The organism is Oscillibacter sp. (assembly GCF_040505565.1).
Classification (GTDB): Bacteria; Bacillota; Clostridia; order Oscillospirales; family Oscillospiraceae; genus Oscillibacter.
The window spans coordinates 100,054-113,919 of sequence record NZ_JBEUWZ010000009.1; the positions used below are offsets into that span (position 1 = coordinate 100,054).

Here is a 13,866-nt window from a genome sequence, read left to right on the forward strand (position 1 = left end):
AGCGGTGTCTTCGCAATTGAAAATCAAGCCGCCTGATTGGCCTCCACGGCGTTTGCGGCGATGTCGGCGGGAACGGTAATGCCCATGGCGTCCAGCGCGTCGGAGTTGATATAGGTGCTGTAAGAGTCAATGGTCTCAAAGGGAATCTGGTCACAGGTGGCCTCACCCCGGATAACCTTGGCAGCCATGGTACCGGTCTGCTTGCCCAATTGCACGTAATCGATACCGGCGGCTGCGACGCAGCCAATTTTCACCTGCTCGATTTCAGAGCCGTACACCGGGATGCCCGCCTCGTTGGTCTTTTCCAGCACGGAGGACAAAACGCCCACCACGTTATTGTCGGTCAGGTTGGAGAAGCAGTCCACCTTGTGGGAGATCAGCGTGTCCGCGCCCTGAGGGACCTCTGCCGGAGTGGTGACGCCCACCGCGTCAATGGTGAAGCCGTAGTTCCCGGCCTTCTCCTTATACGCGGCAATGGTGGATACGGAGTTGGGTTCGCTGGTGGTATACAGGATGCCGATGGTCTTGGCCTGGGGCTGCATGGCCCGAATCAGCTGGAGCTGGGCGTCTACCGGCAGCGCGTCCGACGTGCCGGTGATGTTGCCGGAGTCCAGCCCGGCGGCGGCGGGGTCGCTGACGGCGACATATACCACGGGAATATCCTTTTCCTCGGCTGCGTTGTAGCAGGCCACGGCAGAGGGTGTGGCCACGCCAACCATCATATCCACGCCGTCAGAGGAAAACTTACCGGCAATCTGGGTATCCATTGCGTCGTCGAAACCGGCGTTCTGATAATCCACCACGTAATCTGTGCCTTCCACCAGCCCGGCTTCCTCAAGCCCCTGAAGGAAGCCTTCCCGGCAGTTATCCAGAGAAGCGTGCTGACCGTATTGCAGCAGACCGATCTTATAGGGTTTTCCGGCAGAGGAAGCGGCGGAGGAAGTTGATGCGGAAGAGGAAGCACCGGTATTTCCGCAGGCGGCAAGGCTCAGTGTCATGGCGGCGGCCAGAGCAAACGTCAAAACCTTTTTCATAATCAGTATCTCCAATCTTTTCATTCAAATTAATATTTATGTGATGCAATTTTGTTTTGGGACGGTGGTTTTTAAAGTGCGCCATCGCCGCCATCGTTTCATCTTCATCTGAACCACTCCTTTATCTGCAAACAAAAAAAGCCCTGCCCCAATCTCTATTGGGACAAGACTTCCATCCTGCGGTACCACCCAAGTTGACGCAAAGCGCCCGCTCGTTTCACGTACTTACCATACGTGCCGCGCTGATAACGGGTGCGGTTCCCGTCAGTCGCTACTCGCTCACGCTTTCGCTCTGCCCTCGACAGTCCATTCAGTCCCAGGTCCCCTGCCGCGATCTCACCGCCCGCGGCTCTCTTGGAGGGTTGCCCTCTGGCCTACTTCTCTGCCTCACAGGTTTTACTTGATTATTCTGCATTATATGCGGGCATCGGCCTTTTGTCAAGCGTCAATTTTTACAAATTTAAGATTGAAAAATCCGGGGCGGGACGGTTTCCCGCCCCGCCGGAAAAACGTGTTACGAAAGCAATACCTGATCTGTCTCCTCCTGCACGCCGGCTACCTCAGCAAACTTTTGCAGCAGATCGGCCTTTGTCAGTTTCTTTTTCTCCTCGCCGGAGATGTCCAGAATAATGCGGCCCTCGTTCATCATAATGATACGGTTGCCATGGCGGATAGCGTCCTTCATGTTATGGGTGATCATCAAAGCCGTCAATCCGTTTTCCTGAACAATTCGGTCAGAGAGTTCCAGAACCTTTGCCGCCGTGGCGGGGTCCAGAGCCGCCGTGTGTTCGTCCAGCAGCAGCAGCTTCGGTTTTTGAAGGGCGGCCATCAGCAGCGTCAGCGCCTGACGCTGTCCACCAGAGAGCAGGCCCGCCTTAACAGTCATGCGGTCCTCAAGGCCCAGGCCCAGAATTTTCAGCCGCTCATGGTAGAACTCCCGCTCATTCTTCGTCACGCCCCATCGAAGGCCCCGTTTCTTCCCCCGGCGATAGGCCAGAGCCAGATTCTCCTCGATCTGCATGTTGGGGGCGGTTCCCATCATGGGATCCTGAAACACCCGCCCGATATAGGGCGCGCGGCGAAACTCCGGCAGGCCTGTGACCTCCGTTCCGTCAATTAAAATGCTTCCCTCGTCCACAGGCCAGACGCCCGCCACGGCGTTGAGCATGGTGGATTTACCCGCGCCATTGCCGCCGATCACGGTGACGAAATCACCCTCGCTGAGGTGGAGATCCAGCCTCTGCAAAGCCTTTTTCTCATTGATGGTACCGGGGTTGAACGTCTTGGAGATATGATTGATGTCAAGCATTTCTGCTCTCTCCCTTCTCCGCAGCCCTGCCGCGCTTGCCTGCCAGTTTGAAGGAGCTTCTGGACTGGGCCTGCAGGTACGGCACCGCCAGGAACACCGCCACGATTACCGCGGTGAACAGCTTCAGGTCGTTGGAATTCAGCTTCAGCCAGAGGATCAGCGTCATGACGATGTAATACAGGATGCCGCCGACAATGATAAAGCCCAGCCGCACGGCGAAATTTGACCCCTTGCGAAAGAAGGCACCGCATACCACTTCACCGATGATAACGGCGGCCAGACCGATGACGATGGAGCCACGGCCCATGTTGATGTCCGCAAAGCCCTGATACTGGGTCATCAGGCCGCCGGCCAGAGCCACCAGCCCGTTGGAAAGGCCAAGACCCAAAACTTTCATGGAGTCGATGTTGATGCCCAGCGCCCGGCTCATGGCGGGATTGGAGCCGGTGGCCCGAACCGCGCTGCCCTCCTCGGTGCCGAAGTACCAGTACAGCGCCGCCACGATCACCGCGGCGATGAGGACACCGGTAAATATCGCCGCGGGCACATGGCGGGAGGTGATGAATACCGGAAATTTGTCTGGATTCACAGACTTGTTGGCCGCCATGCCCATGATGTGCAGATTGATGGAGTACAGCGCAAATTGGGTCAGGATTCCCGCCAGAATTGCCGGGATACCCAGCCTGGTGTGCAGCAGCCCGGTACACAGACCCGCCAGCACGCCCGCAAAGATGGCCGCCAGAATCGCCGCCCACGCGGGCCAGCCTGCCAGAATCAGCATGGCGGTCACCGCACCCCCAGTGGTGAAGGAGCCGTCCACCGTCAGATCGGCGATGTCCAGCAGACGGAAGGTAATGTATACGCCCAAAGCCATGATGCCCCAGACAACACCCTGAGCGATGCCGCCGGGCAGGCTTTTCATAAGATTGATCGGATCCAGCGAGGCAAAATATGCCGCGATCTGCATGGTTCTTCCCCCTTTTTAGTCATTTTGTTCGGCAACAGGGGAATGGGGCGTCGACACCCCATTCCTCCATCGTCGATTCCGCGCCCGGACGCGAAGGTCTCCGCGTCCGGGCGGGGAAACCGGCAAACACAGGACAGTTTAGGCCTTAATGGCGGTATAGCCGCTGGGAATGGTGATGTTCAGAGCGGCGGCACGGTCGGCGTCATACTCTTTCACGGGGTTGGTGTAGTATTCGATGGGCATGGTGGAGATATCCGCCTCTCCGGTGAGAATCTTGGCGGCCATTTCGCCGGTGGTGCGGCCCAGTTCATAGTAGTCGATGGACAAGGTGGCGATGCCGCAGCCCTTGCAGATGCCCTCTTCGCCGCAGATGATGGGGATACCGGCAGGCTGAGCCACGTTGTTGATGGCCTCGGTGCAGCTGGCAGCGGTGTTGTCAGTGGGGATGTAGAGCGCGTCGCACTCACCGCAGGCGGTGGTGGTGACGGCGGCCACGTCGTTGGAGTCGGCAAAGGTGTAGACCTTCACGGTCACGCCCGCGGCTTCCAGAGCGGTCTTTACCTTGTCTGCCTGATAGACCGAGTTGGCCTCGCCGGAGCAGTACAGAATGCCAACCGTCTTGGCGTTGGGCAGCAGCTCGGCGAACATCGCGGCCTGCTGGTCCAGAGGCGCCAGGTCGGAGGTGCCGGAGATGTTTCCACCCACGGTGCCGTTGAACCCGTCAATACTCAGAGCCACGCCGTACTCGGTGACGGAGGTGCCCAAAATGGGGATGTCACTGGTGGCGGCCGCAGCGGCCTGCAGGGCGGGCGTGGCGTTGGCCAGAATGAGATCCACGCCGGAGGAGACCATCTGCGTGGCCATGGTGGAGCAGGTGGCGGAATCGCCTGCGGCGTTTTGCAGGTCAAAGTGGACGGCGTCGCCCAGCGCATCGGTCAGGGCATCCTGAAAGCCCTTGGTAGCGGCGTCCAGAGCCGGATGCTGTACCAGCTGAATGATGCCCACATTGTAGGTCTTGCCGGAGGCGGACCCGGATGCGGCGGAGGAACCGGAGGCGGATGCAGCGGAGGACGCAGTGGGAGCGGTCTGACCGCAGGCGGCCAGGCTCAGGGCCATGGCGGAGGCCAGAGCCAGACAGAGCAGCTTCTTTTTCATAACAACAACTTCCTTTCATCTCAAAACAAATCAATTTAAAGCTCGGAGCGGTTTCAAAACTATAAAAAGCGGCCCCGTCCAAAGGACGGAGCCGCTTTTCATAACAAAAAAGCAAAACTCAGTCTTTCAGGCGTTCTTCCAACTTCTGCGCACGGTAATAACGGCCCGCAAAGCGGACCTCGGTAAAGTAATAGAAGGGGGCGGACGCAGATAAATTGTTACGCATGCTGGAGCGCTCCTTTCCGCCGTTTACCGGCCTAGTAATCTGAGTACTTTTTTAGTATATAGCTTTAAACAGCTAAAGTCAACCGTCATTTTGCATAAATTCAGTCTGGCCAATTTTGAAGTTTCGCATGAATTCAAAAAAGCGAGGCAAAATTGGGTTGCATCGTTGACAATTCCGTTGGAATGCGATATAAATATAAGGTATTTGTTCAGTATGCCCCGGCAGGTGAGCGCCTGTGTGCTCTGCTGCCGCGCGGCAGTGATCTGCGGCGGGAAGACGCAGGTTGACCCGCTCTGAAAATCGAACACCGCAGGCCGTGGATCGCGCTGAAAGCTCCTGTTACCCGGGGACTTTTCACCGCAAAATGTCCGCGGCGTTTTTATTTTTCCAGGCGGGAAGAATGGTAAGACGGAGAAAAAGTAAAGGATAAGGTGGATGGTTATGGCGACAAAATTTGTATTTGTGACCGGCGGCGTGGTGTCGGGCCTGGGCAAGGGCATCTGCGCAGCGTCCTTGGGACGCCTTTTGAAGCAGAGGGGCCTGCGGGTGCGCAATCAGAAGTTTGACCCTTATATCAATGTAGACCCCGGCACCATGAGCCCCTATCAGCACGGAGAGGTCTTCGTCACCGACGACGGGGCCGAAACAGACTTGGATCTGGGCCACTACGAGCGGTTTGTGGACGAGACCCTCACTGGAAATTCCTCCGTCTCCTCCGGAAAGATTTACTGGTCCGTTCTCAATCGGGAGCGCCGGGGCGACTATCTGGGAGCCACCGTCCAGATTATCCCCCACATCACCAACGAAATCAAAAGCCGGGTGTACGCTATGGCGGGCGATGACGTGGACGTGGTCATCAGCGAAATCGGCGGCACCGTGGGCGATATTGAATCCCAGCCCTTTCTGGAGGCCATCCGCCAGGTGGGCGCGGAGCAGCCACAGGGCAGCGTGGTCTTTATCCATGTGCCGCTCATCGTTCAGATCCCCGGCAGCGGCGAGCTGAAGAGCAAGCCCACCCAGCACTCGGTAAAGGAATTGCTGTCCCTGGGCATCCAGCCCGATATTCTGGTCTGCCGGTGCGATGCCCCCATTAGTGATGACGTGCGCCGGAAAATTGCCCTGTTCTGCAGCGTTCAGCCCGACTGCGTCATTCAGAACACCACCGCCGAGACGCTGTATGAGGTTCCCCTGCTGCTGCAGAAGGAGGGGCTGGACGAGGTGGTTTGCCGCCGTCTGGGTCTCATCACTCCTCAGCCCGACCTGCGGGAGTGGGCAGCCATGGTTCGGCGGGCGAAGAACGCAAAAAAACATGTGGAGATTGCACTGGTTGGAAAATATACCCAGCTGCATGATGCATATCTCTCCGTGGTGGAGGCCCTGTGTCACGCGGGCATTTCCAACGACGCAGTTGTGGATATCCGGTGGATTAACTCCGAGACGCTGAATGAGAAAAACCTGAAGGAGAACCTGAAGGGCTGTTCCGGGATTTTGGTACCCGGCGGCTTTGGCGACCGGGGCATCGAGGGAATGATTGCCGCCGTACAGTACGCCCGGGAGAATGCCATTCCGTTTTTTGGAATTTGTCTGGGTATGCAGATGGCGGTGATCGAGTTTGCCCGTCACGTTTTGGGCAAGGCGGACGCCAACTCCGCCGAGTTCTCCGAGACCACCGGGTACCCCATCATCGCGCTGATGCCCGATCAGGTGAATATCACGGACAAGGGCGGCACCATGCGTCTGGGCAAGTATCCCTGCGTGCTCATTGACGAAACCCGCAGCCGGGAACTATACGGCGTCCCCGAAATTACGGAACGTCACCGGCATCGGTTCGAGTTCAACAACGACTATCGGGCGGAGATGCAGGCCGGCGGCCTCAATCTGGCGGGCCTGTCCCCCAGCGGAAATCTGGTGGAGATCGTGGAGCTGCCGGAGCATCCGTGGTTTGTGGGCGTCCAGTTCCATCCTGAGTTCAAGAGCCGTCCCAACCGGCCGCATCCGCTGTTTTACGGGTTCGTAAAGGCTGCCGTTGAAAAGCAGGGCTGATTGCCCATTTCAAAGCCCGGCCCGCCTGCGGGCCGGGCTTTGACCGGGAATGCAGGCGTGAAAGGGAGATTTTCATGAATCATTTCAATCCGATTGCACAAGCGCTGGAGTCTCAGAATCTGGACGCGATGCTGCTGACCCAGGAGGCCAACCGCTTTTACGCCTCCGGATTCCACTCCTCCGAAACGGACGGCGTGGCGATTGTGACCAAGGCCAAAAATTACTATTTTACGGATTCTCGTTACACGGAGGCCGCCGCGCGGCACGTTCAAAATGCCAGGATCGACGAGGCGAAGCCGGGCCGGGGCTATGTGACCCTGATCAACGAGGCCCTGGCAGAGCAGGACGCAAAAAGGGTGGGCTTTGAAGACACCTATATGACTGTGGCGGACTACGAGCTGTATCGGAAGAGCCTGAACTGTGAGCTGGTCCCCGCCGCGAAGCTTTTGATGGAGCTGCGAACCGTGAAGGACGCCGAGGAGCAGGAGACAATGATCGCCGCCCAGCGCATTGCGGAGCAGGCACTGGAGAATATTTTAAAAGAGATTCGTCCCGGTGTGACGGAAAAGGAGATCGCCGCCCGACTTCAGTATTTAATGCTGCACTTCGGAGCGGAAAACATGTCCTTCGATCCCATTGTGGTGTCCGGTCCAAACGGGAGCCTGCCCCACGGCGTACCCAGTGAAAAGACGATTCAAAGCGGCGAATTTGTCACGATGGATTTTGGGTGCATTTATCGGGGATACTGTTCCGACATGACCCGAACCGTGGCGGTGGGCTCCGCGACAGACGAGATGCGCCGGGTGTATGAGACTGTCCTTGCCGCCCAGAAGGCAGGCATCACCGCCGCGGCCGCAGGTGTGACGGGCAGAGCTGTGGACAGTGCGGCGCGCAAGGTCATTGAGGACGCGGGCTATGGCGACTATTTCGGTCACAGCTTCGGCCATGGCGTAGGCGTGGAGATTCACGAATCCCCCAACGCCTCGCCCCAGAATGAAACGCCCTTGCCCGCCGGGGCCGTGATTTCGGCGGAGCCGGGCATTTATCTGCCGGGAAAGCTGGGCGTGCGCATCGAGGACGTCATAATTTTGAAAGACGACGGCTGTACGGATATCACCCTTGCACCCAAGAATCTGATAATCCTGTAATATAAAAAGGAACGCGGACACACATGGTGTCCGCGTTCCTTTTTTATAGAATCAGTCTTCCACAAGGCCTGCGGTAATGATGGCCATGGAATAGACCTCCTGGGCGTTGCAGCCACGGGAGAGGTCGTTGATGGGAGCGTTCAGACCCTGGAGAATGGGGCCGTATGCATCGAAGGAGCCCATGCGCTGGCAGATCTTATAGCCGATGTTGCCGGCGTTGATGTCGGGGAAGATGAAGGTGTTGGCATGGCCGGCCACTTCGGAATCGGGGCACTTGGTGTGGGCCACGCGGGGAGAGACGGCGGCGTCGAATTGCAGTTCGCCCTCCATGGCAAGCTCGGGCGCGGCGGCGTGAGCCTTGGTGAACGCATTGCGCATCTTGTCCACGTCCTCGCCTTTGCCGGAACCCATGGTGGAATAACTCAAAAATGCTACCTTCGGGTCCATACCAAACTTGCGGGCGGTACTGGCGGTCTCCAGCGCAATCTCTACCAGTTCGTCCTCGGTGGGCTTGATGTTGATGGCGCAGTCGCCCATGGCCAGGACCTCACGGTCGCCGGTCGCGGAGGGACGGACCAAAATGAAGCAGGAGGACACGATCTTGCTGCCCGGCTTGGTTTTGATGATCTGCAGCGCGGGACGGACGGTGTCGGCGGTGGAGTAGGTGGCGCCGCCCAGCAGAGCGTCGGCATAGCCCATCTTCACCAGCATGGTGCCAAAGTAGTTGCCCTGCTTCAGGGCCTTGCGGCACGCTGCCTCATCCATCTTGCCCTTGCGCAGATCAAACAGGGTGGCGACCATCTTGTCCATCTCGGCAAAATTCTCCGGGTCGATGATTTCAGCGCCCCGGATATTGAAACCGGCTTCCTCGGCAGCGGCGGATACGGTATCGGGATTGCCCACCAGAACGGGAGTCAGGAACGTACCGGACAGCAGACGGGCGGACGCCTCCAGAATGCGGGCATCGGTGCCTTCGGTGAAGATGATTTTGCGGGGACGAGCCTTCAGTTTGTTAATTAGAAATTCAAACATGCTTTTTTCCTCCAATAAATTACTGAAACGGCGAATTCTGCACGATTTCCATACCTCTCTCATTATACACATCTCAAAAAGACGGTCAACTAAAAGTTTAGAAAAACAGGTAAAAAAGGCAACAAAAATTTCTTTTAGTTTGCGTATCTTTTCGTAAATTCAAGAGCATTTGTCGTTTCACCGCCATATATCGCAGAAAAAAGCGCGGCCCAGGTGTTGAAGTAGCTGTATTCCGGTTAATGCGTCTGCGCGGGTTCCTTTTCGGGTGTATCTCCTGCGCCCGAGTTCTCCGGTGCGCTCGCTTCTTCCCATTGCGTATCCTCTTCGCCATGGGCCAAAACGGCGTCGCCGTCTTTGCCTGGCTTCTTTCCGGCGGGGAGCTTTTTCGCAGCGGATTGCAGCGCCTTTGCGACACGGGAGGGCTTCACCGGGGGCATGGTCCGCCAGTACCGGGTGGTCTTGTTGAACAGCGGCTCACACACGCTGAGCATTGAGGGCATAATAAAGATGCTGATTGCGGCGGAAATCAATGCGCCCCGGGCCAGCATCACGCAGATCGTGCCGATCAGGTCGATGCTGGAGACAAAGGACACGCCCAGCGTGGCACAGAAGAGCACCAGGGAACTGGTGATGATGGAGGGGTCAGAGGAGGTGGCGGCTATATGGATGGCCTCATCTCGGCTCTTTCCCCCACGCAGCTCCTCCTGAAAGCGGGTGGTCATCAGGATGGCGTAGTCGACCGTGGCGCCTAACTGCACACAGCCAATGATGGTGGGAGCGATAAACGGAATGTCCGTCCCGGTAAAATAGGGTACGCCCTGATTGATAAAGATGGCAAGCTCAATGGTGCCCACCAGTACCACAGGAATGGAGATGGACTGAAACACAGCGGCGATGATAAGAAAGATCGCCGCGATGGAGATGTAATTCGTGACTTTGAAGTCCACGGCGGAGGTCTCGATCAAATCGTTCGTCATGGCCGCCTCACCGGTAATCAGGCCGTTCGGGTCGTACTGTTTGATGATGCTCCGCATCTGCTGCAGCTGGTTGGATACGGCATCAGACGCGGTGGCGTACTTGGAGTTCACCATCATCATCTGCCAGCCGCCCTGCTTGAGCATGGTGCGGACCTCATCGGGAACAAAGAATTCCGGAATGCCCGCCCCCAGCATGGAATGATAGGACAGCACTGAGGTGATACCGGGCAAATCCTTGAGCGCGTTTTCCAGTTTGTTCATGTCCGTGGCGGAGACATCGTCCCGCAAAAGCACAAAGTGAGACGTTGCCATATCAAAGTCGTCCTTGAGCTTTTCATTGGCTACGATGGAGGGCAGGTCCTGAGGCAGGGACTCATCCAGCTTGTAGTAGATTCCCGCGTGATTCTGCGCATAGATGGCGGGCAGGAACAGCAGCAGAGTCAGCCCCACAAAGACCCAGCGATGCTTCAGGATGCGGACGTTGATTTTGTCAAAGCTGGGAATCAGCGTCCTATGCTTGTGCTTGTCGATCTGCTTGTCGAAAATCAGCACCAGAGACGGCAGTACCAGAATGACCGTGGCAATGCCCAGCACCACGCCCTTGGCCATGACGATACCAATGTCGCGGCCCAGCGTCAGACGCATGAAGCACAGGGCCAGAAAGCCGGCAATGGTGGTCAGGCTGCTGCCGGATAGGGAAGTGAACGCGGACACAATGGCGCTTGCCATGGCATCGCGCTTATCCTCGTGATTCTCGCGCTCCTCCTCGTAACGGCGGTAGAGGAAGATGGAGTAATCCATCGTAACACCCAACTGCAATACGGCTGCAATCGCTTTTGTTAAGTAGGAGATTTCCCCTAAGAAAATATTGGAACCGAAATTATAAATGATGGCAAGTCCAATGCTGGCGAGAAATATAAAGGGCAGCACCGTGGATTCCAGCGTCACGGACATGGCCACCAGCGCCAGTAGAACAGCCAGACCTACGAAGAGCGGAAGCTCGCTGTCCATCACGTCACGGGTGTCCTTGATGACCACGGAGAAGCCCGCCAGAAAGCACTTGTTGTTGCATACCGACCGCACTTGATCGATGGCCTCCATGGTTTCATCGGAAGCACCGGGGTGGCTGTACTGAATGATCATCATCGTGGCGTCCCCGGAGAAAAACATTTCTCTCAGGTCGGCGGGGATAAAATCGGTGGGAATCTGAACACCCACCATATTGCTGACCCAAATGGCATTGCTGACGCCGGGAATGTCCTGAATCTCCTGAATCAGCTGATTGCTGTATCCGGCGGGCATATCCTCCACGATCAGCATGCTGGTTGCCGCCATCTTAAACGGCTCCTCCAGCAGCTTTTCTCCCTGAGAGGACTCCGCGTCCTGCGGCAGATACGACAAAATATCATAGTTGATGCGGGTAGCCACAAATCCCAGCACGGATGGAATCAGCAGTAAAACGGCGATCAGCGCGATGAGCTTGGGCTTCCGGGTCAGCCCGTGGGCAATTTTCTGAATCACAGGGAGTCACCTTCCTTTTTCATACCGGCACTCCCTCAGTGGAAAATCCCGGTGATTGAGGACCAGAAATCCTTAAACATCTGGCCCACCCGGCTCCAAAAGCTGCCCTTGTCCGCGGCGGCGGCAGCCGTCTCGTCCTCATCCTTGTCAGGGACCTTGATCTCCTGTGAGCGGATAAGGACCTGTACACTCTGGGGCGTGGGGTTTTGGTCGGAGGTCAGCGACTCCGCCGGGGCGGTGGAATCCATGTTCAGCAGATTGTCCACGTCGCCGGTGTGTTCGTTCCAAGTGTCGGTGATGATGCTGTCCAGGTTGTCTTTCGTGACCTTGATGTCCTTGCTGGTGGCAAGGGCGGTGGCGGTCCGGCGCAGGGTGGAGGCAAGGCCTTCCAGAGTCTGCTTGGTTCCGGCGTCCAGCTGCGCGCCGGAGGTTCGGGCCAAATTTTCCGTGTCGGTAATCAGCTTTTCCGCGTTGCGGATGGAACCGGCGGCGGTGGTGCTTAGATCTTCCAGCGTTTTCAGGCTCTCCTGCGCCTTGGGTTCATAGGCGTTCAGAAGGTTTTCCAGTCCGTTCAGGTCGCTGAGGATCACGTCTGCTTTCTGCGTGACGGACTGTCCGGTATGGGCCAGAGTCTGGCCGTCGTCAATAAGATTGCTCAGGGCGTTCATATCGCCACAGATGGTGGCCAGATGATGCATGACATCGGCAGTGGGGGCCTTGATCTTGCCCAGTGTGTCGTTGACGCCAGTGGTGGTGGTATTCAATTCCGCTAAAGTGCTATCCATAGTGGAAAGAAGCAGGTCTAGAGTGGCTTGGTCGTTTGGATCGCCTGTGCTGTATGCAATCCAAATTTTATTCATTTGGGAGGCAAGGTCGGTAGATTTTTTCTGAGAGAGCAGAACAGCTTTGCAAAAAGTTTCAAAACTGCCATCACTGCCTGCTTGCTGGTGCAGAGCATGGAGCTGCATTGCTTTTTCATAATAAGGGCTGGTGGAATCATTGGTTGCAAGCGCGGTTGCCAATGCCGTAGCCGTGGTGGAATTTTCACCGCCGGCAAGCGCAAGGGCGGCTACAAAATGAGCGTCGTCCAAAGAGGTCGCAGATGAGTCTCCCGCTGCGCCTGTAAATGCGTTGTGAAGGCCGACTACCGTTTTAAGAGAATCTCCACTTCCGGAACTGCCGGTGGAAACATCGCTGATTCCATTCAGCGCGCTCTCCAAGCTGCTCAGGCTGCCCTTGAGCCTTTCCGTCTCGAAGGCTATGTCCTTGAGGTCATCACTGTTGTCTTCCAGACTTTTCAATGCGTTCCGGGTCTGGGACAACTCCGTCCGCAGGGAGACGGTCACGTCGTTCATGGTTTGCAGAATGTCCTTGGAATCCTTCAGCGTTTCGCTGGCGGCCTGCACCTGCGCCGCCACCGGGTCCAGCAGGGCCGCGATGCTCTCCATGTCCAGCTTGGAGGTGTCAATCCCGTCGTAGATGGACCCCTTTCCGGCGGAGATGGTACCGCGGGCTTTGTTCAGCTCGTCGAGCCCTTTGGCGCTGGCATTGAGACTGCCGGTCATATTGTTCAGGGCGTCCAGCGTGGTGTCGAGACTGTTGTTCAGCTTTTCGTAGTCGTTTTCCAGTTCGTTCTTGCGGTCGCCTAGTTCCGCGATCTGGTCCAGCTGGGCCAAAGTCGCCGGGACCATCAAAAACGTCATTCCGCCAAAGGTGAAATCCTCAGCGCCCACCTCGATGGTGAAGTGCTGTTCCTCTCCCGGCAGAGCCAGAAACAGCACCGTCCGCAGGTTGCCTACCAGTTGGACCTGCGCGCCCTCCGCCTTCAAGGAGAGGATGTCGTCCTGATTGAACATGGCCATGGCCTCCAGCGTATAGTTGTTTTTCGCGTAGTCGCTGGCGTCCTTATTGGGGAGGATATTCAGGTTGATGTCCACCGTACCCGTCTTCCCCGCCAGGTCCTCCGCCTTCGTGGGGACGCCGTTCAGGGTATAGGACATGGTGATCGTCCAGGGCAGAGCGGTAAAGGGCGCGGCGGTCTTTCCCTCAAAATAAAAGTGGGACGGCGCGTCCTCTCCGCTGAAATCAAAGGTGGTGGTGCCGTTTTTCGTAGCGGGAACGGTGCCGTCTGTTAAATTTACCACTTCGTCATATGTACCGTAATCTGTCAGGGCCGTGGCGCCGTTGAGCGCGTAGCTCTTGACCACACTGCCCTCCGTCAGGTTGCCATAGTAGTCGAGCGTTGCATAATACGCCTCGTCATAAGTAGGGGTTACGCCGTCGCCAATCTTTTCCGCCGCCCCGACGGGAACAAGAGTTACCGGCAACGCTGCTGCCAATAGCAGCGCAAACGCGCGAGTATGCCGGGGGGCGCGGAAATGGGGTTTCTGAACCATGAAAATGCTCCTCTCAATTATAGACGTTTGTCCAATAATGAATTTATGTCAATTTTTA

General features: G+C 57.0%; 9 protein-coding genes. 2 read left to right on the top strand and 7 right to left on the bottom strand.

Features of this window, described 5'->3' with window-relative positions:
• Nucleotides 1-23: 23 nt before the first annotated feature.
• The 4 genes from ABWQ15_RS03490 to ABWQ15_RS03505 all read right to left on the bottom strand — a co-directional run bounded on the left by ABWQ15_RS03490 (nucleotide 24) and on the right by ABWQ15_RS03505 (nucleotide 4,465).
• Nucleotides 24-1,034 (bottom strand): ABC transporter substrate-binding protein, encoded by a 1,011-nt coding sequence (locus tag ABWQ15_RS03490; RefSeq protein ID WP_353907439.1) that lies wholly within the window; start codon nucleotides 1,032-1,034, stop codon nucleotides 24-26.
• Nucleotides 1,035-1,548: 514 nt separating this feature from the next.
• On the bottom strand, nucleotides 1,549-2,343 hold the full coding sequence (locus tag ABWQ15_RS03495) for an ABC transporter ATP-binding protein (RefSeq protein WP_353907440.1): 795 nt from the start codon (nucleotides 2,341-2,343) through the stop codon (nucleotides 1,549-1,551).
• Nucleotides 2,336-3,310 carry an ABC transporter permease gene (locus ABWQ15_RS03500; protein ID WP_353907441.1) on the bottom strand — a complete coding sequence of 325 codons (975 nt, stop codon included), beginning with the start codon at nucleotides 3,308-3,310 and terminating at the stop codon, nucleotides 2,336-2,338. The genes ABWQ15_RS03495 and ABWQ15_RS03500 overlap by 8 nt, the downstream gene beginning before the upstream one ends.
• A 138-nt stretch (nucleotides 3,311-3,448) precedes the next feature.
• Nucleotides 3,449-4,465 carry an ABC transporter substrate-binding protein gene (locus tag ABWQ15_RS03505; RefSeq protein ID WP_353907442.1) on the bottom strand — a complete coding sequence of 339 codons (1,017 nt, stop codon included), beginning with the start codon at nucleotides 4,463-4,465 and terminating at the stop codon, nucleotides 3,449-3,451.
• Between the two features lie 667 nt (nucleotides 4,466-5,132).
• On the opposite strand from ABWQ15_RS03505, the gene pyrG reads away from it, so the two are divergent.
• Both pyrG and ABWQ15_RS03515 read left to right on the top strand, forming a co-directional pair.
• Nucleotides 5,133-6,734 (top strand): CTP synthase, encoded by a 1,602-nt coding sequence (gene pyrG / locus ABWQ15_RS03510; RefSeq protein WP_353907443.1) that lies wholly within the window; start codon nucleotides 5,133-5,135, stop codon nucleotides 6,732-6,734.
• Nucleotides 6,735-6,808: 74 nt separating this feature from the next.
• Nucleotides 6,809-7,882: a M24 family metallopeptidase gene (locus ABWQ15_RS03515; protein ID WP_353907444.1), complete on the top strand. Its 1,074-nt coding sequence runs from the start codon at nucleotides 6,809-6,811 to the stop codon at nucleotides 7,880-7,882.
• A 51-nt stretch (nucleotides 7,883-7,933) separates the two neighbouring features.
• Here the strand turns inward: ABWQ15_RS03515 and pta are convergent, their stop codons facing one another.
• The 3 genes from pta to ABWQ15_RS03530 all read right to left on the bottom strand — a co-directional run bounded on the left by pta (nucleotide 7,934) and on the right by ABWQ15_RS03530 (nucleotide 13,808).
• Nucleotides 7,934-8,914: a phosphate acetyltransferase gene (gene pta / locus ABWQ15_RS03520; RefSeq protein ID WP_353907445.1), complete on the bottom strand. Its 981-nt coding sequence runs from the start codon at nucleotides 8,912-8,914 to the stop codon at nucleotides 7,934-7,936.
• 236 nt (nucleotides 8,915-9,150) lie between these two features.
• Nucleotides 9,151-11,412, bottom strand: a complete 2,262-nt coding sequence (locus ABWQ15_RS03525) for an efflux RND transporter permease subunit (RefSeq protein ID WP_353907446.1) — start codon at nucleotides 11,410-11,412, stop codon at nucleotides 9,151-9,153.
• 35 nt (nucleotides 11,413-11,447) lie between these two features.
• The gene (locus tag ABWQ15_RS03530; protein ID WP_353907447.1) at nucleotides 11,448-13,808 is read right to left on the bottom strand and encodes a methyl-accepting chemotaxis protein; all 2,361 of its coding nucleotides are present in this window, start codon (nucleotides 13,806-13,808) and stop codon (nucleotides 11,448-11,450) included.
• Nucleotides 13,809-13,866 lie beyond the last annotated feature (58 nt).

Excerpts from the sequence above, each read along its gene's own strand:
- pta (WP_353907445.1), bottom strand. The coding sequence starts at position 8,914 with ATGTTTGAATTTCTAATTAACAAACTGAAGGCTCGTCCCCGCAAAATC.
- ABWQ15_RS03500 (WP_353907441.1), bottom strand. The coding sequence starts at position 3,310 with ATGCAGATCGCGGCATATTTTGCCTCGCTGGATCCGATCAATCTTATG.
- ABWQ15_RS03495 (WP_353907440.1), bottom strand. The coding sequence starts at position 2,343 with ATGCTTGACATCAATCATATCTCCAAGACGTTCAACCCCGGTACCATC.
- pyrG (WP_353907443.1), top strand. The coding sequence starts at position 5,133 with ATGGCGACAAAATTTGTATTTGTGACCGGCGGCGTGGTGTCGGGCCTG.
- ABWQ15_RS03490 (WP_353907439.1), bottom strand. The coding sequence starts at position 1,034 with ATGAAAAAGGTTTTGACGTTTGCTCTGGCCGCCGCCATGACACTGAGC.
- ABWQ15_RS03515 (WP_353907444.1), top strand. The coding sequence starts at position 6,809 with ATGAATCATTTCAATCCGATTGCACAAGCGCTGGAGTCTCAGAATCTG.
- ABWQ15_RS03505 (WP_353907442.1), bottom strand. The coding sequence starts at position 4,465 with ATGAAAAAGAAGCTGCTCTGTCTGGCTCTGGCCTCCGCCATGGCCCTG.
- ABWQ15_RS03530 (WP_353907447.1), bottom strand. The coding sequence starts at position 13,808 with ATGGTTCAGAAACCCCATTTCCGCGCCCCCCGGCATACTCGCGCGTTT.